The 23,548-nt window shown below is 69.2% G+C and carries 24 protein-coding genes; 12 read left to right on the forward strand and 12 right to left on the reverse strand.

Annotation, left to right across the window (positions count from 1 at the left end; translation table 11 throughout):
* The first annotated feature begins 413 nt into the window (after positions 1–413).
* The 4 genes from ACFYRX_RS18055 (at position 414) to ACFYRX_RS18070 (ending at position 3,707) form a co-directional block, all read left to right on the forward strand.
* Positions 414–1,334, forward strand: coding sequence for a dioxygenase (locus ACFYRX_RS18055; RefSeq protein ID WP_389100596.1), 921 nt, complete (start codon positions 414–416; stop codon positions 1,332–1,334).
* 87 nt (positions 1,335–1,421) lie between these two features.
* Complete coding sequence (gene hpaH, locus ACFYRX_RS18060) at positions 1,422–2,204, forward strand: 2-oxo-hept-4-ene-1,7-dioate hydratase (protein ID WP_389100598.1); 783 nt, start codon at positions 1,422–1,424, stop codon at positions 2,202–2,204.
* Positions 2,205–2,302: 98 nt separating this feature from the next.
* On the forward strand, positions 2,303–3,070 hold the full coding sequence (locus tag ACFYRX_RS18065) for an aldolase/citrate lyase family protein (protein WP_389100600.1): 768 nt from the start codon (positions 2,303–2,305) through the stop codon (positions 3,068–3,070).
* 388 nt (positions 3,071–3,458) lie between these two features.
* Positions 3,459–3,707: an ArsR family transcriptional regulator gene (locus tag ACFYRX_RS18070; protein ID WP_389100602.1), complete on the forward strand. Its 249-nt coding sequence runs from the start codon at positions 3,459–3,461 to the stop codon at positions 3,705–3,707.
* Between the two features lie 166 nt (positions 3,708–3,873).
* On the opposite strand, the gene ACFYRX_RS18075 is transcribed toward ACFYRX_RS18070, so the two are convergent.
* The 4 genes from ACFYRX_RS18075 to ACFYRX_RS18090 form a co-directional block, all read right to left on the reverse strand.
* Positions 3,874–4,452, reverse strand: a complete 579-nt coding sequence (locus tag ACFYRX_RS18075) for an NADPH-dependent FMN reductase (protein WP_389100603.1) — start codon at positions 4,450–4,452, stop codon at positions 3,874–3,876.
* A gap of 83 nt (positions 4,453–4,535) precedes the next feature.
* Positions 4,536–5,144, reverse strand: a complete 609-nt coding sequence (locus tag ACFYRX_RS18080) for a flavin reductase family protein (protein WP_389100605.1) — start codon at positions 5,142–5,144, stop codon at positions 4,536–4,538.
* 731 nt (positions 5,145–5,875) lie between these two features.
* Positions 5,876–6,256, reverse strand: coding sequence for a nuclear transport factor 2 family protein (locus ACFYRX_RS18085; RefSeq protein WP_389100607.1), 381 nt, complete (start codon positions 6,254–6,256; stop codon positions 5,876–5,878).
* Positions 6,257–6,697: 441 nt separating this feature from the next.
* Complete coding sequence (locus ACFYRX_RS18090) at positions 6,698–7,948, reverse strand: acyl-CoA dehydrogenase family protein (RefSeq protein WP_389100608.1); 1,251 nt, start codon at positions 7,946–7,948, stop codon at positions 6,698–6,700.
* Between the two features lie 308 nt (positions 7,949–8,256).
* Between ACFYRX_RS18090 and ACFYRX_RS18095 the strand changes: the two genes are divergently transcribed.
* The 3 genes from ACFYRX_RS18095 to ACFYRX_RS18105 all read left to right on the forward strand — a co-directional run bounded on the left by ACFYRX_RS18095 (position 8,257) and on the right by ACFYRX_RS18105 (position 11,069).
* Positions 8,257–8,739, forward strand: a complete 483-nt coding sequence (locus tag ACFYRX_RS18095; protein WP_389100610.1) for a VOC family protein — start codon at positions 8,257–8,259, stop codon at positions 8,737–8,739.
* A 144-nt stretch (positions 8,740–8,883) separates the two neighbouring features.
* Positions 8,884–10,188 (forward strand): PucR family transcriptional regulator, encoded by a 1,305-nt coding sequence (locus ACFYRX_RS18100; protein ID WP_389100612.1) that lies wholly within the window; start codon positions 8,884–8,886, stop codon positions 10,186–10,188.
* 167 nt (positions 10,189–10,355) lie between these two features.
* Positions 10,356–11,069, forward strand: coding sequence for a TetR/AcrR family transcriptional regulator (locus ACFYRX_RS18105; protein ID WP_389100614.1), 714 nt, complete (start codon positions 10,356–10,358; stop codon positions 11,067–11,069).
* A 40-nt stretch (positions 11,070–11,109) separates the two neighbouring features.
* Here ACFYRX_RS18105 and ACFYRX_RS18110 read toward each other — a convergent pair whose 3' ends face one another.
* From ACFYRX_RS18110 to ACFYRX_RS18120, 3 genes are read right to left on the reverse strand one after another with little or no spacing between them, the layout of a single operon-like run.
* Positions 11,110–11,553: a nuclear transport factor 2 family protein gene (locus tag ACFYRX_RS18110; RefSeq protein WP_389100616.1), complete on the reverse strand. Its 444-nt coding sequence runs from the start codon at positions 11,551–11,553 to the stop codon at positions 11,110–11,112.
* Positions 11,550–12,521: a PDR/VanB family oxidoreductase gene (locus tag ACFYRX_RS18115; protein ID WP_389100617.1), complete on the reverse strand. Its 972-nt coding sequence runs from the start codon at positions 12,519–12,521 to the stop codon at positions 11,550–11,552. The genes ACFYRX_RS18110 and ACFYRX_RS18115 overlap by 4 nt, the downstream gene beginning before the upstream one ends.
* A gap of 7 nt (positions 12,522–12,528) precedes the next feature.
* A complete protein-coding gene (locus tag ACFYRX_RS18120) occupies positions 12,529–13,827 on the reverse strand; it encodes a Rieske 2Fe-2S domain-containing protein (RefSeq protein ID WP_389100619.1) in 1,299 nt (432 codons plus the stop codon).
* A 468-nt stretch (positions 13,828–14,295) separates the two neighbouring features.
* Between ACFYRX_RS18120 and ACFYRX_RS18125 the strand changes: the two genes are divergently transcribed.
* Genes ACFYRX_RS18125 through ACFYRX_RS18145 form a run of 5 tightly spaced genes read left to right on the forward strand, consistent with a single transcriptional unit; the run spans position 14,296 to position 18,885 of the window.
* Positions 14,296–15,957, forward strand: a complete 1,662-nt coding sequence (locus ACFYRX_RS18125) for a GMC family oxidoreductase (protein ID WP_389100621.1) — start codon at positions 14,296–14,298, stop codon at positions 15,955–15,957.
* On the forward strand, positions 15,954–16,376 hold the full coding sequence (locus ACFYRX_RS18130) for a heme-binding protein (protein ID WP_389100623.1): 423 nt from the start codon (positions 15,954–15,956) through the stop codon (positions 16,374–16,376). Before ACFYRX_RS18125 ends, ACFYRX_RS18130 begins: the two co-directional genes overlap by 4 nt.
* 37 nt (positions 16,377–16,413) lie before the next feature.
* Positions 16,414–17,490, forward strand: coding sequence for an amidohydrolase family protein (locus ACFYRX_RS18135; RefSeq protein WP_389100625.1), 1,077 nt, complete (start codon positions 16,414–16,416; stop codon positions 17,488–17,490).
* On the forward strand, positions 17,487–17,885 hold the full coding sequence (locus tag ACFYRX_RS18140; RefSeq protein ID WP_389100626.1) for a metal-sulfur cluster assembly factor: 399 nt from the start codon (positions 17,487–17,489) through the stop codon (positions 17,883–17,885). Before ACFYRX_RS18135 ends, ACFYRX_RS18140 begins: the two co-directional genes overlap by 4 nt.
* On the forward strand, positions 17,875–18,885 hold the full coding sequence (locus ACFYRX_RS18145; RefSeq protein WP_389100627.1) for an alpha/beta hydrolase fold domain-containing protein: 1,011 nt from the start codon (positions 17,875–17,877) through the stop codon (positions 18,883–18,885). The genes ACFYRX_RS18140 and ACFYRX_RS18145 overlap by 11 nt, the downstream gene beginning before the upstream one ends.
* Positions 18,886–19,210: 325 nt before the next feature.
* Here the strand turns inward: ACFYRX_RS18145 and ACFYRX_RS18150 are convergent, their stop codons facing one another.
* The 5 genes from ACFYRX_RS18150 to ACFYRX_RS18170 all read right to left on the reverse strand — a co-directional run bounded on the left by ACFYRX_RS18150 (position 19,211) and on the right by ACFYRX_RS18170 (position 23,468).
* Positions 19,211–20,425 (reverse strand): acyl-CoA dehydrogenase family protein, encoded by a 1,215-nt coding sequence (locus ACFYRX_RS18150; RefSeq protein ID WP_389100629.1) that lies wholly within the window; start codon positions 20,423–20,425, stop codon positions 19,211–19,213.
* 83 nt (positions 20,426–20,508) lie between these two features.
* Positions 20,509–21,108, reverse strand: a complete 600-nt coding sequence (locus ACFYRX_RS18155; protein WP_389100631.1) for a flavin reductase family protein — start codon at positions 21,106–21,108, stop codon at positions 20,509–20,511.
* Positions 21,109–21,543: 435 nt separating this feature from the next.
* Positions 21,544–22,188 (reverse strand): NAD(P)-dependent oxidoreductase, encoded by a 645-nt coding sequence (locus ACFYRX_RS18160; RefSeq protein WP_389100633.1) that lies wholly within the window; start codon positions 22,186–22,188, stop codon positions 21,544–21,546.
* Between the two features lie 184 nt (positions 22,189–22,372).
* Positions 22,373–22,813 (reverse strand): DUF6069 family protein, encoded by a 441-nt coding sequence (locus ACFYRX_RS18165; RefSeq protein WP_389100634.1) that lies wholly within the window; start codon positions 22,811–22,813, stop codon positions 22,373–22,375.
* A 46-nt stretch (positions 22,814–22,859) separates the two neighbouring features.
* Positions 22,860–23,468: an NAD(P)-dependent oxidoreductase gene (locus ACFYRX_RS18170; protein ID WP_389100636.1), complete on the reverse strand. Its 609-nt coding sequence runs from the start codon at positions 23,466–23,468 to the stop codon at positions 22,860–22,862.
* Positions 23,469–23,548: the final 80 nt, after the last annotated feature.

Raw genomic sequence — 23,548 nt, forward strand, 5'->3', positions numbered from 1 at the left:
AGTGGAAAGCTTATGAACGGCGCGGGCGAAGCACAATGGTTTGTTTCAGTCCGGTTTCGAGAGTCACGTCCTCGACGCGGGCCGGGACAGGCGCGCTCGTGACGACCTCGCACTCGACCGTCCCGGTCCACTCCGGCCTCCACCACGGCGAGGGCCGCGTGGTAGCCGCGCTGTGCGAGGTCGTGCGCGCTGACTCGGTGAAGCCCCGGCGGTGCTTCGGTCTGTCGTCGCGGTGGTCCCGGCTTCTGCAGTCTTCGGTGACGCATCGCTGGGCCTGGCGCTTCATCCGGGCAGCGGAGCCTCGATGTTCACTGGATGGACAGTGACGTTGTGCGGGCAGGGACGGCCTCCGGATACTCGCGTGTGGCTGCTTGCCGTGGGTCGGCAGCCGACCGTTACGAGGGGACGCCGGCGTGATCATCCAGGACGAATCCCAGCTCACTGCGGCGGTGCTTGCCGAGACGGAGCGGGCCGGCGACCCGCGTGTCAAGGAGATCACCCAGGCCCTGGTGCGCCATCTGCACGAGTTCGCCCGCGAAGTACGGCTGAGCGAAAGGGAGTTCGACACCGCCCTCAACATCGTGACCCGGCTGGGCCGGCTCACCACGGCCAGCCACAACGAGGTCAGGCTGATGGCGGGCTCGCTGGGCCTGTCGACGCTGGTGTCCCTGATGAACAACGGCACCGAGGACAAGCCGACCTCGGCGAACCTGCTCGGCCCGTTCTGGCGCCGGGGCAGCCCGACGATGAACAACGGCGAATCGATCGTCCGCTCACCCACCGAGGGACCACCGCTGTTCTTCACCGGCCGGATCGTCGACACCGAGGGAAACGCTGTCGTCGGCGCGGAAGTCGACATCTGGCACGCATCACCTGCCGGCCTGTATGAAAACCAGGACCCCGAGCAGGCCGAGTGGAATCTGCGCGGCAAGTTCTTCAGCGACGAGGAAGGTGTGTTCGCCTTCCGCAGCATCAGGCCTTCCGGTTACCCGATACCGATGGACGGGCCCGTGGGCGATCTCTTGACCGCGCTCAATCGTCACCCCTTCCGGCCTGCACATCTCCACGCGCTGATCCATAAACCGGGATACAAGACGATCGCCTCCCAGCTCTACAGCCACGACGACCCCATCCTGGAGACCGACGCCCAGTTCGGCGTCGTACAGAATCTCGTCGGCATCTATACGCGCCACGAGAACGAGCCGGCACCCGACCCGGACGTGACCGAGGCCTGGTTCAGCCTCGAGTTCACCTTCGTCGTCGAGCCGGGTGAGGCCTGGCTGCCGACGCCGCCCGTGTCGGCCAAACGCGACACGACGCCGGACAGGGCCTGATGTGACCGTGCCATCACCCGCCCGGTGCATGCCCCGCTCCACCCGAACGCCGCGTGAAGACAGTCCGTACCTCCCGAGAGGAAACCGGTGATCACCGAAGCAGAACGTCGCGCAGCCGCGGCTGCCCTCATGCAGGCCGACCGTGAGCGTCGACCGATCACCCAGCTCAGCCTGACCTATCCCGATCTCGAGATCGAAGATGCCTACGCCATACAGCAACTCTGGGCGGCGGAGCGTGTGGCGGCCGGAGCTCGGCTCGTCGGGCACAAGATCGGGCTGACGTCCCGCGCCATGCAGATGGCCTCGCAGATGACGGAGCCCGACTACGGTTTCCTCACGGACGACATGGTCGTCAACGACGGTGCCTGTCTCGACGTGAGCCGCTACACGAAGCCCAGACTGGAGGTCGAGATCGCGTTCGTGCTCGGCGCGGACCTGCGTGGGCCGAACCTGCGCGTCCACGACGTCCTGCGGGCGACGGAGTACGTCGTCCCCGCGCTCGAGGTCATCGACTACCGCACCGAGGTGCCGCGCTCGATCACCGACACCATCGCGGACAACGCCGCCGCCGCGGCGATGGTCGTCGGTGGGCGGGTCGTGCGCCCGATGGACGTCGATCTCCGGTGGGTGGCCGCGACGCTGGCGAAGAACGGTGTGATCGAGGAGTCCGGGGTCTCGGCCGCCGTCATGGGACACCCGGCGGCAGGCATCGCCTGGCTCGGGAACAAGCTCGCCGCGGTCGGCCAGCACCTCGAAGCCGGCCAACTGCTGCTGTCGGGCTCGTTCACCCGACCCGTCTCGGTCGAAGCGAACACCGTCATCCACGCCGACTTCGGCCCGTTGGGCTCGATCGGAGTGGCGTTCCGGTGACCGTGCACAACCCGCCGGCCGGAGCATCGCGGCCCGCACCGGGCCAATGGCCCCTGCCGACAAACGCGTTCAAAGCGGCGCTCGCCCGAGGTGAGCAGATGATCGGCATGTGGTGCTCGCTGGCAGACCCGTACCCCGCCGAGATCATCGCCGGCGCCGGCTTCGACTGGCTGCTTCTCGACACCGAACACTCGCACGCCGACATCGCGACCGTGCTCTCACAACTCCAGGCGGTCGCCCCGTACCCCTGCTCGGCGGTGGTACGTCCTCCGGTCAATGACCCCGTCGTGATCAAGCGGCTCCTGGACGTCGGCGCGCAGTCGCTGCTGATTCCGCAGGTCGAGTCGGCCGAGGAGGCACGTGCCGCGGTCGCCGCCACCCGTTACGCCCCCATGGGCGTCCGCGGCGTGTCGGCACTGACCAGGGCCACCCGCTTCGGTCGCGTCAAGGACTACGCCACCCTGGCGCACACCGAACTGTGCGTGCTCGTCCAGGTCGAATCGCGGCAGGCGCTGGAGCAGATCGAGGAGATCGCGTCCGTCGACGGCGTGGACGGGATCTTCATCGGCCCCAGCGACCTGGCCGCCAGCCTCGGTCACCCCGGAGACCTGAACGCACCCGGCGTCATCGAGACAGTGGAGGAGGCGATCGGACGCGTGCGCGCGGCGGGCAGACCGGCAGGCATCCTGACGACCAACTCCACGTTCGCGCGACGGTGCATCGATCTCGGAACCACGTTCACCGCCGTCGGGGTGGACGTAGGCCTGCTGGCGCGCGGCGCCGACGCCGTCGCCCAGTCTTTCCGGCAACAGGCCGCGTCGGCTGCCGCGCCTGCCGTCGCGAGCGGGTCCTCGGAGGCCCCATGAGGGTGGAGCCGTAGCGCCACCCGCCGCCCGTCGAGGGCGCGTTCGTCGGCGGCCACCGGTCGTAGCTTCTACGCCTCTACGTCGCGTACTCAGACGCGGTACGTCTCGTTACGTCCGTCGAGTGGGACGCGGCACGCGGCGGCACGTCTGTCCACAGACCGGGTTCCGGCTTCACGGACAGGCGTCCGGGTGCCTCAATCGGCCTGGAGGAAGGGGTAGCCGGTGTAGCCCTCAGGGCCGTGCGCGTAGAACAGCTCGGGGCGCGGCTCGTTCTCGGGGTGGCCGCCCTGCCAACTCGACCAGGTCGGGGTTGGCGATGAGCCCCCGGCCAATGGCCACGGCGTCGACGTGAGCGGCCTCGATCAACTGGGCCGCTTCCTCGTGCGAGGTGACCGGCGCCGCACGCCCCGGCCTGGCCTGCGGCGGCTTCCGTCAGGACCTCATACCGTCCGTACTCACCCGCCACTTCCGTGTCCTGCAGGAGGCCGGCGTCATCCGGCAGCACGACGAGGGCAAACGTCGCACCAACACCCTGCGCAAGGAAGAACTCGACACCCGCTTTCCCGGACTGACCGACATGGTCCTCAGGGAAGGTGCCGACCAGGTCACGCCGCCGGGAGACGCCGACTGCGCCTGACGCTCCGGAGCCCGCCGGGCGGCCGTCTCGGAGCGTCAGCAGCCCCGGTCTGCGAAGAACCGCTCCAGTCAGTCACCGGAGCTATAGACGGCCATCCCGCCGGTGCCCGCGGCGGCGAAGACGAAGACGGAGACGCAGACGCGGACGCTGGACCAACTGACGCTGGTCACGCCGACGCAGTCGACCTCAGGGGGCGCAGGGCCTCGGTGACTCGGACGAGTTCGTCGAGCATCGCCGGCGCGGAGCTGGTCATCACCTCGTTCGGCACCAGGCCCTTCTCCTCGTCAATCAGCTGGTGCACGAAGGGAATCGACACCGACTCGACGACCGGTGTCATCTTCAGAGTGGTCACGACCTGCTTGATCATCTGCGCGGCCCGGGTGCCGGCCGAGACACCGCCGTAGCTGACCAGGCCGACCGGCTTGTACTGCCACTCGCTGTGCAGGTAGTCGATGGCGTTCTTCAACTCGGCGTTGTAGCCGAAGTTGTACTCCGGCATCACGAACACGAAGGCGTCCGCCTCCGCGACCTTGGCGCTCCAGTCACGGGTGTGCTGGTGAGTGTACGTACCCAGGCGCGGGTGGTGCGGCTCGTTCATGAACGGCAGGTCGATCTCGGCCAGGTCCACCAGCTCTATGTCGTCGAATCCGCCGTGTTCCTTGGAGTGGCTCTCGAACCACTCACCGATGGTGAGGCCGATCCGGCCCGGCCGCGTGCTCGCGATAATGATCTTCAGCTTGGCCATGGGAAGTTCTCTACTCTTTTCTGGGCGGAGATCCGCCTGACGTCGGTTCTGGCCCGGTGTATGCGTATCGAGATGCGTTCGCGCTACTGGGCGCCGGACACCATCTGGGACAGCTCGCTCAGCTGATGCCAGGTCCGGTTGTGGTAAACCAGCGGACCTGATGCGTCACTTCGGGCGTCGGCGCCCGTCGGCGCGTGATGCGCGTGGGTGGCGTTGACGACGACGAGCGTCGAAGCCCCCGCTGTGAAGGTGGCCGCGATCCTGCCACGGATGCTTACCGGAGCCGCGACGAAGTGCGGCTCGCCGGTCGGCAGCCGGGTCCAGGCAGCGGTGTCCGCGAAGCGGTCCGCTCCGCTCGTCGCGCATAGACGTGCGAGGTCGACCTGACCGGCTCCCAGCAAGTGTACGACCACGGACAACGACTCCAGGATCGTCGGCGTCGTCGAAGAGAGGGTCGAGGCAGAGAACACGAGGAGCGGGGGCGTCGCGCTCACCGATATCACCGATGTCGCGGTCAGGGCGACCGGGCCTCGTCCGGCGTCAGCGGTCACGACCGCGACGCCGCCCGCATGGTTGCGGAACGCCTCGCGGAAACCGTCGGGCGACAGCCCCGGCTCCAGAGAAAGTTCGTCGATCAGCGCGACGTGCTGTCGCGCCTGCTGGCGATCAATGTGATCAATGAGTTCGGACATCGGCGGCGTCTCCAGTCAATATCGACGAAACGATGTATTCATAGAACCCGAAGGGCCGGCCTGCCCTCTTGCCCGGTCTCACCAAATTGCTCTTCGCCAATTGCACCGACGAACCAACGTCTCGCCGGGCGACTGATTGCGTGTTCGGCGCGGGAGAGAACAGGTTGAACGCCTGACGGGTAGGGTCACGTTTCTGCCTGACGGCAGTGAGGTATTCCACCGCGTACTCCCACTCCTGGATCCTGGGGGCGCAGCTCACGGACGTGACCGTGCAGATGGCGGACAAGCCCTTGGAGCAACTGACGCAGCCGCGGGTCCGGGGTCCGGCGGAAACCGTCGACGGCCGCGGCAGTGATGGCCTTCACCGCTTCGTTGGTGCCAGGCATGACATGCCTCCAGTCGTAGCGGGCGTTCGAGGAGACGTTACGAAGCCGCAGCCGGGGGCAATCTCCGCGGAGCGCGACCGGCAGCCGCATCACGCGACAAGTGGCGAACGGCCCTCTCCTGGGGGGGCTGCCGGGAGGACTTCGTCTACGTGGTGATGACGCTCACCCGCTCCGGTAAGTTGAAGCTCCTACCTGGGTGCACCTATCCACTCACCGGCGTCGGTGCCCACAAGCTCGCGGAGCACATCGGCATCATGCTGTCCTAGTTTGAGCGTCGCGACGTTCTACGGCGGGGGACGGGAACCGGGCACGATCGGAACCGCCGGCCCCGCCCCGCCCGGCCGGTCAGGCACCGTCGCTCTGCGGGACGAGTATCCGCAGCTGCGTGATCAGTCCGTCCGCGTCGTGGGTCACGTGCTCGGTACCGCTCTGGGACCCGAGTTGGCCGTCGGCGGTGCGCCACGCCATGATGAAGCGGACTTCGATCGTTCCTTCGTCGAGCACCGCGGTGGTCCACACGTGCTTGCCGTCGGCCATGTCCGAGTAGAGGCTTCGGTAGAACTCAGTGATGTCGACCAGGCCGGTCACCGGAGGGAGTTCACCGAACAGCACGGTGGCCTTCGGCGCGAACACCGCATCGAGCTCCTTCAGTGCTTCGGGCTCGTGCACCGCACGGTCGACGAGCGTCATGTAGCGATCGACCACTGTCCCGGTCGTCCGAGTCATTGCGTTTCCTCTTTCTGGTGAGGTGTCAGCCCATCAGGGCTTTGCCGAGCTTGGCGCCGACCAGGGTGGAGGCGGCGCGGATCAGGGTGTTGCGGGCGATGCGGCCGAAGCGGTTGGCGGCATGAAGAAGTGCCGCATGCGCAGGGCTTCCTCCTGGTGGCGGGCGACGAACAGGGGCGCGGCGGCCGCTACGGCAGGGCTCATCCGCGTACGCGTGCCGGGCTCAGGAGCTCCTGCAGACGCGGCAGTTCGTGCCGGTCGGCGCGGTGGACCCGGATCCGCCCCCGCCGTCGGTCGCGTGCACCCCTCGTCGGCTGTGGCGAGGGTGTCCTGGTCGCAGCGAGTATGCGTGACCCATCCGCAGGTGCGTGTGCCACGGGCTTCCCCACGATGGCAGTCCAACTGCCTTACCGTGAGCGCAGGTTGGAAAGATGCGTAACCCTAAACGGTGTTCAGGTCCAGCCCGAAGTGGGCCCTTGCCGTCGTCACAGTGATGACAGGCACGTGCTCCGCGATCTGCGCCTTCGACATCTGCGTCACCAGGAAGTAGTCCTGCAGCGGCAGCCCCTTCCGCGCCACCGAGGAGCCCACCGAGCGGAACAGCAGTTCAGTGGCCTCGTGCGACAGCCGGCACGACGTGTACAGCACATTGCCGAGGGCGACCCAGTCTTCGAAGGACGGGAGGTCACCGTTCGCCCAACGCTCGCCCAGGCGCTCGTAGTCGCGGGCCGCTGTGAGAAGGACCGCCTGGGCCGCGTCGATCGTCGCCCGCGCCTGGCCCCAGATCCTCTGGCCCTCTTCGTGCTTGTACCGCTCGACCATCGGCGGGTACAGGCGCTTCTTGGTCAGGATGGTCTCTTCATAGGCGTCGAGTGCCGCCCACGCCGCACCGACCTGGACAGCCGCGAGCGAGGCCGGATACAGCGGCTGGATCTGGCCCAGGTACAAGGGGTTACCGGTGGAACGGGTGCCGTGCGTGCCTTCGGGAAGGGTCGAGTATCCCCAGTCGAACAGGGGAGAGACGTTGTCGGCCGGGATGAAGACGTCCTCCACGACGACCGTGTTCGACCCGCTCGCGCCGAGGGCCATCGTGGCGTGCCCTCCCCAGTCGTCCCGTACGGTGTAGTCGCTGCGAGGCAGCAGCACGACGGCCGGGACAGGGTCGCTTCCCTCGGCCAGGATGATCGTGCTCACCATCGCGTGGGTCGAGTACGGGACACCGGACGAGTACGGCCACACCCCCGTGAGGCGGAATCCGCCTTCCGCGGGAACGAGCGCGCCTCGGGGGTTGGCGGAGTGCGGCGCGATGAAGACGCCGTCCTCACCGAAGGCTTCCCGCACGACCTCCTCCGGGAAGTGTGCGACCAGGGGGATGGTGTGGCCCGTCCCCAGGGTCAGGCACCAGCCGATGCCGGGGTCGCCGCGCGAGATCTCGATCATCGTCCGGTAGTACGTCTCCAGGTCGAACTCGTAGCCGCCGTACTTCCGAGGTTGCACGAGGCGATAGAAGCCGGCGTCCTGGAACGCCTGGTGGATCTCGGCGGAGTACTTTCCCTCCTCCGCTGCCTTCACGCGATTTTCGCGGAGAGTCGGGCGCATGGCCGCGGCACGGGCGATCACCTCCCGCGGGGTGAGGCCCGGCTCCGGTACCCGGAGATCGCCGATCACAGCGGTCGTGTCGTTCGACGACATCGTCGTTCCCTTCGTCCGCTCCTTCTCACCCGGCCTCGTTGCCGTGGGATGAGGAGTGGAGCGAGTCAAACCCCCCGCACCCGCGCGTCGCTTGCCCCGATCCGCCAAATCCGGCGCAGCGCATTGCCCCAGGGAGGCAAGCGAAATCGGCGGGCGCCGAACGAGCATGAGAGGCGGCTGCTCGACGAACGGCAGCCATACGACGAGACAACGGAAGAGTTGGTGACGATGGTCGACGAAGACTTCTCGTACCCACCGGCGGATCGGGCGGCGAGCCTGTGCGAGCTGATCGAAGAAGGGCGCTTCTGATGGCGAGTGTCCAGCATCTGGCCGTACGCGTCTCGGACATCGAGCGCTCCACGAGGTTCTACGTCGAGACGTTCGGCGGTAAGGAAGCCCTTCGCCCATACCACACCGGCAAGCAGATGACCGAGATCATCTTCGGCCTGAAGGACACCGACTACCGGATCGCTTTCATCGAGCTGCCCGACGGCTTCGGCCTCGAACTGTTCCAGTTCCTCCCCGATCGCAACCCCACGATCGGCGTGCCGCAGCCGGAGGCGTCGTTCATGCACTTCGCCATCTCCGTCGACGACGTCCAGGACACGGTGGCACGTGCGGTGGCGAACGGTGGGGAGAGTTTCGGCGACCCGGCCGGGTGGGCTCCGGGCGACCCCGCGAAATACGCCTATGTCAAGGACCCGGACGGGAACATCCTCGAGGTGAACGACACCACGTGGGAGCGCATCCTGCACTCCGCGATCGAGCTGTATCCCAAGGCCAAGCGGTAACATCGGCTGAATCCAAGGGAGGGCGGGAGCACCGTCCCCGCCCCTCCCGCCGGCGTCGTCCCTTCAGCGGGATACGCGCATACAGTGTGCTGCCATCACGCCTGACCACGTCGGGCGCTCGCGACGATGCGAGAGGGGATGCGGATGTCCGCCACCGGGTCCTGGGTGTGCCGGCTACACCCGAGCGCCTCCCCTGATGAGCTCGAACCGACCTGCCTCCCGGAGACCTGGAACCGGACCGTTGCCGTCATCGGAATCGGGGCGTCCTCGTGGGCCGTCGAATTCTGCCGCGAGCTCGCGGCGCTCTCGGTCGACCCCGACGTCCCGGCCGTCCGCCGCGCGGAAGCCACCGAGGAGCTACGCCCCACCGCCGAGGCGGTGGTCATGGAAGCCCTGGTGGCTCTCTGCCTCGGCCGGGCGGTCCCCACGACGGTCCCCCCGGAGACGACCCGGCAGATCGCCCGAGCGGTGAGACAACGGATCTCACTCGAGCGCATACTCGCGTTCCAGCGAGCCTCCCATGCTCGCTTCAGCGACGCCCTGGTCTCCGAGTTCCGCCGCCTTGTGCCGGCCGATCAGCAGTCGGAGGGGCACTCCGACCTGTCACGCTTTCTGGTCGACCTCGTGAGTTCGTTCTCGCTCGCCTGCAGCGCCGCCTACGCGGCCGAGGAACAAGCGTGGCTCACGAGCATCGACGGTTCGCGCGGGGAGCTGGTCAGGGCTCTGCTGCGTGGCGACCACGCGGTCCTGGACCCCGCGAAGGCCCTGCGGTACGAGCTCGTGAACCGGACCCATGTCAGCCTGATACTGCGACGCGACGCGCACGCCGACGGCGACGACGACGAGGAGTCAGAGGGACTCGACCGGGTGGCCGCCAAGCTCTTGACGTGCATCGGCGCGACCGCACATCTGGTGATCCCTTCGGACGAGCGCGAGGTGTGGGCATGGGGCGGGTTCACCGACCCGCGGAGTGCGGCGGTCCGCTCGACCCCCGTGGTGCCGGGTGCCCTGGTCACGGTCGGTCGCCCAGCGCGCGGACTCGATGGTTTCCGAGCCACGCACGAAGAGGCGAAGGCAGCGGCCCGCGTCACGCTGTACTCGGCCGCCCGCTCACGCGGTCGCACAGTCCTCTTCGAGGACGTCCGACTCGCGACGTTGCTCACCTCGGACCCGGAGCGGGCGCAGAGCTTCGTCCGGGACGAGCTCGGGGCCCTGGGACATCCGCGAGAGTCGCTGCTCCGGGAGACCGTGCGCGTCTACCTCGAATGCAACTGCAGTCCCGCGACAGCAGCGGCGCGGCTCGACGTGGTGAAGAACACCGTCGTGTACCGCATCCGACGTGCTGAGGCGATGCTGGGGCGGAGCGTCAAGGAACAGCAGGGCATTCTGTGGGCGGCGCTCCATCTCGTCGACGTCGTCGACCCCGTGGAGTCGCAGTATTCGGCTTGACGTCGGGTCGCATACGGGCGGATGACCACGCGCCCGCCACGTGGCTCGGCACTTCCGCTCGAACCGCTTGATCATTGGGCGCTGCGGCGTACTGCCTGTGACGGTGAGCACAACAGACACCGCAGGTGGTCAACCTGTCCGACAAGGCCGCCGGTAAGGTCGTCCATGTGACAGGGGAAGAGACGACATCAGGGAAGTCGGGAGCGGCGTCCGGCAGGCAGCAGCGCCGCAGGCACCCCGGTGATCCCGGTCGTCAGCGCGACCCGGTAGGAACCCGGCGGGCCATTCTGACCGCCGCCGGCGCGGAGTTCGCGGCCCACGGATTCGACGGAGCCCGGGTCGTACGGATCGCGGAGTCGGCCGGCGTCAGCCATCAGCTGATCACGTACTACTTCGGGGGCAAACGCGGGCTGTACGAGGCGCTGAGCGATCAGTGGCTCGAGGAGTCCATGCGCGTCAGCCAGACCCGCACCTTCGCGGATGCCGTGCGGCGCTACGTCCACTGGGCGCATGAGGACCCCGCGTGGGTGCACACGCTGACGCGCGAAGAGCCCGGCAGGCGCCCGCCCGCCGAGGACGAGCGGGCCACCGAGTTGTTCAAGCACGTCGAGGAACTCCGCGAGCGGCAGGCGCGCGGTGAATTCCGGAGCGACCTCGACGTGGGGGCCGTGGCCCTCGTCTTCTTCGCCGCCTCGATCGCTCCGGTGGCCATCCCGTGGATCGCCCGTGAACTCGGCCAACAGGACCCGGGCTCACCGGAGTTCATCGACCACTACGCGGAGCAGGTGGGCCTGATAATCTCCGCGCTCGCCGAAGCGACGACGGCGGCGCCGGCGGCACAGGACGAGGGCTCGCCGGTGGACGGCGAGCCCCAGGACTGACGACGACCGGACCCCCGGGTTCCGGGAGTCCGTACGCCGCTCAGCCGGGCGGCAACCGCCGGGCCATCTGGAGGTGCGCCAGCTGCCAGCCACCCGACAGGGAGCGCACCCACACCCGGGTGACCGCGGCCTGGATGACGAACGGGGCCAGCTCGGGCACGAAGGCGACCCACATCTCCTGAAGACAGCTGACCACGGCCGTGGTGCCGAAGCGCTGGACGGTCACGTCATGGGTGTCCACCTGACTGGTGCGGCCCAGGCGTACCGCGTACCGCAGCCAGTCGTCCACGCCGTGGATGTGGCCCACCGCCGAGTGCACGATCACGCAGTCGGGATGCAGCAGGGCGCGAAGCGCCGGTTCCGGGTCCGGGAGGGTCTGCGCGGCGAGCCAGGCGGCCTCGGCCTCCTCAACCGTGGCGGGAGCGGAGGCGGAGACGGGGGCAGCGGCGGCGAGGCCTTTCGCCCCGGTCGACGAGGTGGTCACAGCTCCAGCTCCAGGACCGGGGACTTAGACCGGGACGAGCACGGGGTGAACAGACCCTCCCCGCGCTCCTCATCAGTCAGGACCTCGTCCCGGTGGTCGGGCTCACCGGCGCGCACCCGCACGATGCATTCGCCGCAGATCCCCTGTCCGCACGAGTTGGGCGCCTCGACACCGTTCGCCAGCAGGACGTCCAGGACGCTCTGGTCCTCGGGGACGAGGTACTCCGCTCCCGTGGAGGACAGGCGCACGGTGAATCCACCCTCCCCTCCCCCGCCGGGCTCGGCCGCGACAGGGGGCGGGGGCGAGGCGCTGAAGCGCTCCTTGTGCAGGGCGGACGCGGGCCATCCGAGCTCGGCCGCCCGCCCCAGCGCGTAGTCCATGAACCCGCCAGGACCGCAGACGTACACCGCAGTCCCGGGAGCGGGGTCCCCCAAGTCGCTTCCGAGATCCAGAAGTTGCTCCGGTGGCTCGTCGTCGAAGTGGAGGGTGACCCGCGGATGGTTCTCCAGGTCGGCGAGGAAGGCGGCCTCGCTCCGGCTGCGGGCGCAGTAGTGCAGCCGGTAGTCGCCCCCGGTGGCGTCGAGGCTCTGGGCCATCGACAGCAGCGGGGTGATGCCGATGCCGCCCGCGAGCAGCACGTGCCGGCGCGCGGACGTCAGGCCGAAGCGGTTGCGCGGTGCGGCGATGCGCAGCGTGTCGCCCTCGGCGAGGGCGTGCATGGCGCGTGAACCCCCGCGCGAGGCGGGCTCGTCGAGGACCGCGAGCCGGTACTGCTTGCGGATGTCCGGGGGGCCGCACAGGGAGTACTGCCGGATCAATCCCGCCGTACCGACAGTTACGTCGATGTGGGCGCCGGGCTCGTACTCCCACAGCTCGTCGCCGTCGGCCCGGGCGAGGTCGAAGACCGCGATTCTCGGCGTGGCGTCGTACCGGGCCACGACGACCGCGTCCGTCCAAGTGGTGCTCACGCTTCGGTCACGCCCCCGCCGCCGTGGGCACGGCCGCCCGGTCCGTTCCTGTGGAGTCCTTCGGCCGGGTGGAGAGGCCTGCTTCCACGCGGCGGACCGGCTCGCCGGGGGCGGCGACGCCGAGCGGGGTGCGTCCGGCCTCGACGTCGTCCAGCATCGTGCGCAGCATGCGCCGGAGCATGACGACACCCTTGTCGGACGGCGCCAGGGTCTCCTCGGAGTGCTGGGTGATGGGGCCCTGCGACCACTGGGCCTCGTAGTCGCCGGGGAAGCGTTGCTTCTCCTCCTCGCTCAGCTGCCAGCCGTCCTGGCCGTTCTGCTTGATGCCGAACATGAAGGACGTGGCCCGCTCGGGGTCGGCGGAGCGGATGGAGAAGACCAGCCGGTGGTGGGTGTCGTCGGCGGGGACGACCCAGATCAGCATGTCGTTGCGGACGTCGGGGGCCGAGCGGATGAAGTCGGGCAGGGCGATGATGTTGGGCAGCATGCACTCCACGGACCACTCCAGGTCGACGGGTGCGCCCGCGTCGCCCTTGGTGTCCTGGTAGCGCCAGATGTACCTCACGCCGTTGTCGGTGCGGTGGTAGGTGGTGCGCTCGGCGGCGGTGCGGTGGTCGTAGTAGTGCTCGGGGAAGCCGGTCGTGCCGGTGCCCTGGAACTGGAACCCGCTGTGGTTGGAGTGCAGCCACGCCGCGTGCACGGGGTCGACGGCGTTCTCGAACAGCTGGAGCCAGTTGTAGTCCTGCTCCAGGCCGATGACCTCGGCGCCGGGCACCATCCAGCTGGTGTGGTAGCTCTCGCCCTCGCCCAGGGGTTCGAGGCTGTCGTAGCGCGGCAGCGGGGGCTTGAGCTCGGGCGGGCCCATGTAGACGAAGATGAGGCCGTAGGCCTCCTCCACCGGATACCACGGCTGACGTGCGAGATTGCGGCGCTTGCCGCCGTCGAGTTCGCAGGCCTGGTCCAGGCAGTGGCCCTGCACGTCGAATTTCCAGCCGTGGTAGCAGCAGCGGATGCCGTCCTCCTCGACGCGGCCGTAGAAGAGGCTGCTGCCGCGGTGCGCGCACCGCTCGAAGACGACGCCGGGGCGGCCCTGTCCGTCCCGGAAGACGATCAGGTTCTCGCCCAGCAGGCGTACACGGTGCGGAACGTCGCTGGTCAGGGCGGTGGAGCTGGCGATCGGCTGCCAGTGGCGGCGCAGCGCCTCGCCCATCGGGGTGCCGGGGCCGACCTCGGTCAGGCGGGCGTCGTGGGAGGAGGGCTTACGGCCGTAGCCGGTTCCCGTGTCGGGCACGGTCGTGTCGGTCATGTGGACCATCTCCTCGGCGTTGAGGCAGTGGGGACGCGTGGACAAGGGCCGTTCGAGGGGGTCGGCAGCCCGCGGTCGAGGTTTTCTCGCGCTGTCGCGAGGTGTCACGGCACGAGCGTGCGGCGGCTCTTCCGGCGCTCTCGGACAGGGACGGACAGGCACGGCGAGCGGTGTGTGCCTATGAGGCGTTCATGCCGTTGTACGGCTCTGATGAAAAACTGTCAATGACTCCGACCTGGTTTGATGAATTACTTGCAGACCTCTGTCGGATCGCCGGGCGCCCTTGTTACGGTGACAAGGCACCGAGGTGACGACCCGCTCGCGGACTCCGCCGCACCTCGCGACAACACCTGTAGAACGTGCCGAGCCGGCGACCGCCTCCCCGCGATTTTCCGCAGCTCCTCCAGCGCGCGTTCCCTCCAGAGCCGAAGGAAACGAGATGTCCGGACCCTCCGCAGGACCCTCCATATGAGCGCCGGGCACGGCTCCGCGTACGACTACGTCGTCGTCGGTGCGGGCACGGCCGGCTGCGTCCTCGCCACGCGCCTGTCCGCGGACCCCGGGACACGGGTGCTGCTGATCGAGGCCGGCCCGCCCGCGGACCGCGGCCTGCTCGTTCAGCTGCCCCTCGGGGTCGGGCTGCTGTCGGGACGCAAGGACATCGGCTGGGGTTACGAGTCGGAGCCCGAGCCGGGCCTGAACGGCAGGCGTATCCCGGTCCCGCGTGGCCGACTGGTCGGCGGCACCGGATCGATCAACGGCTCGACTCATGTCCGCGCACACCGCCTCGACTACGACGACTGGGTCAAGTCCGGTGCCACGGGCTGGGGTTGGGACGACCTGCTGCCGTACTTCCGCCGTTCGGAGAGCAGTTGGCGCGGGGACACCGAGCACCACGGCGGGTACGGACCCGTCACCGTGTCGACCACGGTCCGACGAGGTCCTTTCGGCCGCCGTCTGGACCGCGCCGCCCGATCGCTGGGCATCGAGTTCCCCGACGACACCCAGAGCGGGGACCCTACCGGAGCGGGCCAGGTCGAGAACGCCATCCACCGCGGGCGACGGCACAGCACAGCCGCCGCCTACCTGCGCCCCGCGCTGCGGCGGCGCCCGAACCTCTCCCTGCTCACCGGGGTGCTGGTGGACACGCTCGTGCTCGACCAAGGACGCGTGACGGGCGTCCGTGTCGTGAAGGGCGGACAGAGCCGGGTGATCCGGGCCGCCCGCGAGGTCGTGGTCTGCGCCGGTGTCTACAACTCGCCGCAGCTGCTGATGCGTTCGGGCATCGGACCGGCGGATCAGCTGCGCGAGCACGGCATCGAACCGGTGGCGGATCTGGCCGGCGTCGGCGCCAACCTCCAGGACCACCCGGCGGCTCCCGTGCTGTTCGACGTCAAGGATCCGGTGACCTTCCACGAGCACCTGCGCCTCGACCGCGCGGCGGTGGGCGCGCTCCGCTGGCTCCTCACGGGGGACGGTCCGCTGGCCGGGATGCCCGAGTTCCTCTCCGCGTACATTCGCACCCGCCCCGACCTGGACCGTCCCGACGGGTTCCTCGGCATCCTGGGCGGCGGTTTCGACGCCCGGCCGTGGTTCCCCGGCATACGGCCGCTCAAGGACCGGCACTGCGTGGCACTCAACGCCGTCGCGACCCCCCGCAGCCGCGGCGAGGTCAGGCTGGGCTCCGCCGACCCGGCCGCCCCGCCTCGGATCACGTTCAACCTGCTCACCGAGCCGGAGGACGTCGCCGCGCTGCGGGAGACCGTGCGCACCACTCTGGCCGTCCTGCGCAGCCCGGACGTCTCGCCGATGATCCGGGCGGAGCTCGCACCAGGCCTCGACGTACGCACCGACGCCGACTTCGAGCGCTATCTGCGCGAGACCGGTTACACCGCCAACCACGCCTGCGGCACGTGCGCCATCGGAACCTCCGAGACCGCGGTCGTCGACCCCGAGCTGCGGGTGCGCGGCGTCGACGGGCTGCGTGTCGTCGACGCGTCGGTCCTGCCGACCGTGCCCGGCGCGAACATCAACGCCACCGTCATCGCCGTGGCGGAGAAGGCCTCGGACCTGATCCGCGGGATCCCGGCAGCCTCCGCTGCCCCGCTCCATAAGAGGACCGCGGGATGAGGGAACCACTGTCGTACGCCATCGCGTACAGGGCGGCCGAGGCCGCGCTGGGCGCGGCCCGGGCAGAGGGGGCGCGGATCTGCGTGGCGGTCGTCAACCGCAGCGGCATCACCAAGGTCCTGCTCAGCGACGACGGCGTCGGCCCCATCGGGATCGAGACCGCGCGCCGCAAGGCCTACACCGCCGCCGTCACCGGCCTGCCGACCTCGAAGTTCGCCGCCCTCGCCGCGTCACCCGCGATGGCGGTCGCGCCCGTGCACCTCGTCGACGCCGCCCTCCTCGCCGTACCGGGCGGGGTGCCCATCACCGTGGACGACGGCGAGGTCATCGGTGCCGTCGGCGTCGGCGGAGCCGACGCCGAGACCGACGAACGACTCGCCTCCCGCGCCCTGGAGGGCCTGAAAGACCTGATCGTGTGAGCGCCTCTGCCACCCGTGACACCAAAGGAGAACGACCATGATCGAGGACTTCCTCGTCGTCGAGGGCGTGGCCCACAACTACAACTTCCGGCCCGAGAACTGCGTCAACCCGCACATCGGGGCGGCCATCGGCGAGCACCTCTACGGCCTGCACAAGCGGGTCAGCGGCCCCGAATACACCCTCGAACGCTCCACCTACATGCAGGGCGCGGGCGCGGACATCATCGGCCGGGCCCTGCTCGCGGAGAGCCAGACCGACGTGATCGCGTACCACGAGACGCCCATCTACGGCCACTTCCGGGACGGAGGATCGGCGCTGACCTTCGGCCTGGAGATGCGCGAGAAGTGGCCGGAGCGCGTGCTGATCTACGGCGCGGTGTCCCCGCTGCGTCCCGGCGCCCTGGACCGGGTGGACGAGCTGGTGGAGAAGCACCGGGTCAACGCCCTCAAGCTCTATCCGATCGACGTCGTCGAGGGCCGGGTGACCGCGCTGGACATGGGTGACCCGGAGATCTGCTTCCCACTGTTCGAGCGGGCCCGGCAGCACGGTCTGAAGGTCGTGGCCATCCACAAGGCCCTCCCGGTCGGGCCCGGGCCGACCTCCGCCCTCGGGATGAGCGACGTGGAAGCCGCCGCGCTGGCCTTCCCCGACCTCACCTTCGAAGTCGTCCACGGAGGCATGGCCTTCGTCGAGGAGACGGCCCTTCAGCTGGAGTCCTTCCGCAACATATGGGTCAACCTGGAGGCCACGTCGTTCATGGCGGTCTACGCGCCCCGCCGCTTCGCCCAGGCGATGGGCGCCTTCCTGCAGGCCGGTGCCGCCGAGCGGATCATCTGGGCGACCGGCTGCGACGCCGTCCACCCCCGGCCGGCGATCGAGGCCTTCTGGAACTTCGAGATGCCCCGTGACCTGATCGAGGAGTACGGGCTGCCCGAGCTCACCAAGGAGATCAAGGCCGACATCCTCGGCCGCAACTTCCTGCGGATGCACGGCATCGACGAGAAGGACCTCCGCGCGCGCATCCGCGGCGACGAGTTCGACACCACCGAACTCCAGGAACCGTGGGGCGGACGGGTCGCACCGGCCGACGACGCGTTGGCCGGTGCGCTATGACGGTCACGGAAACCCAGGTCCGCGCGACGCTCAACGAGATCGTCGATCCGTGCAGCATTACCGCGGGAGTCCCCGCCGGACTCGACGACATGGGACTCGTCGGTGACATCCGCGTACAGGACGACGGCTCCGGCGGTCAGCGCATCGCGGTCACCGTCGGCGTGACCGAGCCGAGCTGCGTGCTCATCGGCTCGTTCGCGACCGAGGCCCAGATCCGGCTCACGGCTCTGACCGGTGTGTCCGCGGTGGACGTGCGGCTGGCGGACGACTTCGACTGGACCCCGGACAGGCTCGCACCGCACTACCGGCAGCGGCTCGACGAACACCGTGCACACAAGCGTCGCACCCTCCCCCTTCTCGCCCTGACCAGGACAGGACCAACCGGTGACCAGTGAGACCCGACAGCAGCCGCACACCTCGGACCCGACGACCGTGACGGCGAACAACGCCGCCGTCATGGGCCGCTTCATGGAAGGGCTCAGCCGGGCACCGCTCCCGCCCGAGAGGGTCGACCCGACTCCCGTCCAGGTGGTGCGCGACATCGCATACGGCGCGGCACCGGTCGCGGACCTGCGCATGGACCTGTACCTGCCGACGGGCGCGACGTCACCCACCCCCGTGATCGTGTGGCTGCCCGGTGGCGGCTGGCGCCATCAACGCCGGGGCTACGGGCCCAGCTTGCCCCGGCTCTTCGCCGAACGCGGATACGCCATGGCGGACATCGAGTACCGCTCCTCCGAAACCGCCGTCTGGCCCGCGCAACTGCACGACGTCCAGGCTGCGTTGGGCCACCTGCACGGCCTCGCGGACACCCACAACCTGGACCCGGCGTCGATCGGCCTTTGGGGCAGCTCGTCCGGCGCGCACCTCGCACTGCTCACGGCCTTCGCCACCGACGCCGACGGCTCCCCCGCGGCGCCCGGCGTCCGCGCGGTGGTGGCGGGCTATCCCCCGACTGACCTGCTCCGGCTCAACGAGGACGCGCTGCCCGGAGGAATGCTGGGCGTGGATCCCGCCGATCCGGCCTGGGGTCTGCTTGGCGGCCGGCCGTCGGACCGGACCGCTGCCGCGGTCGACGCCAGCCCCGCCCGGCAGGCGCACCCGAGGGTGCCGCCCGTGCTCCTCCTGCACGGCGACGCCGACCTGCTCATCGGCCCGGCCCAGAGCCGCCGCCTCCACGACACCCTGGTCGCCGCGGGCGCCGAGTCCCATCTGCTACTGGTGCACGGCGCCGACCACGGCCTCCTCAACACCGGCGCCTGGGAACTGAACCCCATGACGGCCACAGTGCGGTCCTCACACTCCCCGGATGCCGAGAGCTCCGTACGGCTGACCCCCGCACTGATCGAGCGCTTCTTCGACCGCCACCTGCGAGCGGACCCCTGGAACACCTGACACACCACGGCGCCACGACGACATCGGCCGCGATCTGTTCCGTCGCGCTCTGTGGACGCGCGCAGGCAGGGATGCCCACAAGAGCAGGGTGTTGTGGGGGTGGCGGTGCGGTGTGCCCATGAGTTCGATGCGCCCTACGCGGCCGGCCGGCGCGGCCAGCAGCGCCTCGGCCTTCAGTCGAGCCACGTGCCAGCCGATGCACCGGTGGACGCCCATGCCGAGACCGAGGTGCCCGGTGAGGTCGCTGGTGAGGCCGAAATGAGCGGTGGCCGTCGCGCGCCGAAGGCCACGACCGCGCGATGGCCTCCTCGGCGGCCCGCCCGGTTCAGAGGGAGTCGGGGAACGCCTGGTCCATTCCGAGCAGGCTGAGCGCGTATTCCTCCCGGTTCATCAGGGTGTTGTTCAAGCCGTGACGGCTGGCGACTTCGAGGTCGCGCCACACCCGCTGAAGCGGGTTGGACAGCGCGAAGCTGCGGGTGCCCCCTATGTCGAGGAGCAGGTCGACGGCGTTGCGGAAGCTGCGTGTGGCGACGGCGGCGGCACCGCGAAGGTTCCCTCGCTCGGCGAGGCTGAGAATCCGGCCGTCGTGGGCCGCGCTGTCGATGGCGTCGGCGGCCCGGAGCAGATGGAAGCGACCCGTGTCGATCGCCGTGCGCGCGTCGGCGAGAGCGATGCGGTAACTGGGAGCGTCACGGATGTCGCCGTATGCGGCCGTGATCGGCCGGCCCGACTTCATCGAGTCCAGCACCAGATCCCAGGCTCCTTCGGCCATTCCCATGAGCGGTCCCACGATGCCCAGACAGGCAAGAGTGCCGATCGGAGCCCGGTAGCCGGGCTCCTCCGGGAGCCAGGCCGCGAACTTCCGTCCCGCGAAGGTCTCCACATCCAGCGTGAACTCGCGCGGCACGTACAGATCGTCCGCGACGTAGGTGTTGCTACCGGTGCCGGCCATCCCCGCGACGTACCAGGTGTCCTCGATCGTGAGATCGGCCGCGGACATGAGGGCGAAGCGGATCTCCCGCAGTTGCCCGGCGTCGTCCAGTACCCGGAACGCGGTCAGCGTCCACTGTGCCTGGTGGCTGCCCGACGCGAACGGCCACTTGCCGGTGAGCCGGTACCCACCGTCCACCTCGGTTGCCGCTGCGACGGGTGTGAACTGGCTGATCGCCACACTGTGGGGATCGGTGTAGACGGCGGCTCGCACGTCGTCGGGGAACAGTCCGAAGGAGAAGGCGGTGGTGTTCGCGATGAACGCGACCCAGCCCGTCGAGCCATCGCCACGCGAGAGTTCGGCGGTGACTTCCACCATGGTGCGCAGACCGCCGCCGAATCCCCCGGACGCACGCGGTGTGCAGACCTGGAAGAGACCGGCGGACCGCACCGCGTCGGTCACCTCGTCCGTGAGTCGGCGATCGCGCTCCGTGCGTTCCGCGTTGTCCCGCAGGAGAGGGATCAGGTCATGTGCCGTGCGCACCAGTTTCTCGCGGGTGGCTGCTTCATCGGCTGCCGCTTCCGTGGGGATGACCGCGTTGATCGTCATGATGTGGACTTCCTTCGCGGCAGATGTCCGCCTGCCTTCGGGCTCCGGCCGGGTGGACGGAGCGAAATGGGGCTGCAATCGCGTCATTGCGCGCCCGGCAGCACCTGGGAAAGCTCGCTCAGCTGATGCCAGGTCCGGTTGTGGTAGACCAGCGGGTGCGGCGCGTCACTGCGGGCGGCGACGTCCGGCGCCGCGTAGTACGCATGGGTGGCGTTGACGACGACGAGCGTCGAGGCTCCTGCCGTGAAGGTGGCCGCGACGGTGCCGCGGATGCTCACCGGGGCCGTGACGAAGTGCGGCTCGCCGGTCGCCAGCCGGGCCCAGGAGCCGGTGTCCGCGAAGCGGTCCGCTCCGCTCGTCGCGCAAAGGAGCGCGAGGTCGACCTGGTCGGCCCCCAGCAGGTGCACGACCACGGACGACGACTCCAGGATCGTCGGCGTCGCCGAAGAGAGGACCGACACCGAGAACACGAGCAGAGGTGGCGTCGCGCTCACCGATATCACCGACGTCGCCGTCAGGGCGACCGGGCCTCGGCCGGCATCGGCGGTCACGACGGCGACACCGCCCACGTGGTTACGGAACGCCTCGCGGAATCCGTCGGCCGACAACCCCGGCTCCAGAGAGGATTCCGCGGTCAGCGCGCCGTGGTTGCGTATTCGATCACGGCCACTTGTCTCGGACATCGGCAGCGTCTCCAGTCAACATCGTCGAAACGATGTGTTCATGGAACCGGAGGTGCCCACCTGTCCGCTTGCCCGATCTCACCAAATCGTTCGCCGTCGATTGCCCTGACGGACCAACGCCTCGCCGAACGACCGGCCTACGTGGCTGGAGAAGGAGGACCTGCGTCCGGGGCCGATGACGACCGGGACCGCAGCGCGACGCGCAGTTCGAGCTGCCCGGGCCTGCGCACACCTGAAGCCTGCGGAGCAGGCCTGTTGCCCCCTGCGCCGGGCAGTGTCCGACGGCACGCCAGACGCGCCGTATACGTGGAGTTCTCCACGTATACGGCGCGTCTGCAAGGCCTCGTTCGACCGACTCGGCCCGCGGGCGCTCGGACGCCGGGTCGACGGCGAGGGGCATGCTGCGGGAGCCGGGTCACCGGGTTCCCACCCGGCTCAGTAGGCGACGCTGAACCGTGTCCGGTGGTGAGCAGGCTTGTCGATCTCGTCGAGGAGCGCGATGGCGTAGTCGGCACCGGAGATGGAGGACTTGCCCTCGGCGTCGGAAAGCAGCACGTCACCACCGACGCGGTAGGTGCCGGTGCGCTCACCGGGGACCTGAGCACCGAACTGGGCGGCCGGGCTGAGGTAGAACCAGTCCGCGTCGCTGTCGGCCGCCCGCAGCGCGTCCAGGGTCTGGGCATGCGCGACTATCTCGGCCTTGACGGCATCCGGGAGATCGACGGTGTCGAGCAGCCGCGGCCCGCCCTCCGTCACGTGCAGGCTGCCCGCGCCGCCCACCACACCGAGCCGGGCGCCGCCCTCGACAGCCGCCTTGAGGAGTGACGGGATGAAAGCAGGCAGGAACGGCTCGCCGCCAAGGCTGCTGCGGACCGTGACGACCAGCACATCGGACTTGGCCGCCAGGTCGCCCACGAGAGCCTCGTCAGCGAGGGATCCGGCGACCGGGGTGAGGCCGGGCCGAGGCTCGGTGGAGCCTGTGCGGTTGACCGCGAGCACTTCGTGCCCGCGGCGCAGAGCCTCGTCGATGATGTGGCCGCCGGCGTAACCGGTCGCACCGAACACAGTGATGATCGCCATGATTGGCTCCCTCGGTAGGTATGTAGGTAGGACAGGGCCGGTCTGACGGCGAGTCCGCGCAACGGACCCTTCACGCGCCGCCGCACTCGAGTGCGGAAGACTCCATTGCCGCAAGCCACCGTCGACGTGCTCAAAGGTCCGACAGCACGTGAGGAGCACCGGGGCGCGGCGGCGGTGGGGAGGCTCAGTCCCGCGTGGCGGGGAGGGGCAGGAAACGCCGGAAAGCGGGGACGGCGACAGCGGCGACAAGGACATGCATGACCATCAAGGCGATGACGGCGCCCCAGCTGGTCCCGGGCCGACTGTCGGAGACGCCGACCATGATGTCCGGGATCAGGCTGACGATCAGGATGACGGGCACGAGGGTGCGCAGCAGCCTGTCCGGACGTGCCGAACGCGCGCGGATGATCGCCCAGGCGGCAGCGGCGATCAGGACGCCGAAGACGGTGAGGGGGGCGTAGGCGGAGAGCTGAAGCGGCTGGAAGTCGTCCGAGGCGCCGGCGGCGTGCGCTATCGCGGCGACGACGGCGTTGACGGCGATGGCGACGGCAGCGGTGCCGATCAGACCGCCGGCGATGACGAGGCCGCTGGGGCGGGCCGGGTGGGCGGCGAGCTGGTGGCTCATGGAGTTTCTCCGGATCGAACGGGGACGGGTGGGAAAGCGAGTGAGGTCAGCCGGCTATGACGACGGAGCGGCGGCTGGTGGTGCTGTCGGTGAGCGCGGTGAGCATCCAGACGGCGACGTCGGCGCGACTGATGGTGTCCGCCATGCGCAGGGTGGCCGACCCGGGCAGCAGCTTGGTGACGCCGGTGGCGGGGCCGTTGGTGAGGCGGACGGCGTGGACGAGGGTGTAGTCGAGGTCGCTGGCGCGCAGCGCGTCCTCGGCAGCAGCCTTGTCCTTGACCATGGCGCCCATTGCCGTGCTGGACATGAACTTGGCGGGTCCGCTCAGGCGGTCGCGCAGCACGGCGAAGGAGGACAACTCCACGAACCGACTGACACCGGTGGCGACGGCTCCGGAGATGACGGCCCGCGTGGCATCCGTGATGACGGATCCGCCGGTGGCGCCGAGCGTGCTGATCACCGCACCGACGCCCGACATGGCCTGCGTGACGTCACCGGCGTCGGTGGCCTGCCCGGCAACCACGTCGAGGCCGGGCTGAGCATCCAGCTTCTCGGGTGAGCGGACCAGCGCGCGGACGGTGTGCCCCGCGGCCAGGGCATGATCGACGACCAGGCGTCCGGTGGCACCGGTAGCACCGAGTACGAGCAGCTTCATGGGGGACCCCTCAAGGCTTCGACGCTGCTCGGAACCCCCGGGCAGTCACTTAAAGCGTTAACTCAAAAGTAGCGCCAATG

It is taken from the genome of Streptomyces sp. NPDC005374 (assembly GCF_042872225.1).
GTDB lineage: Bacteria > Actinomycetota > Actinomycetes > Streptomycetales > Streptomycetaceae > Streptomyces.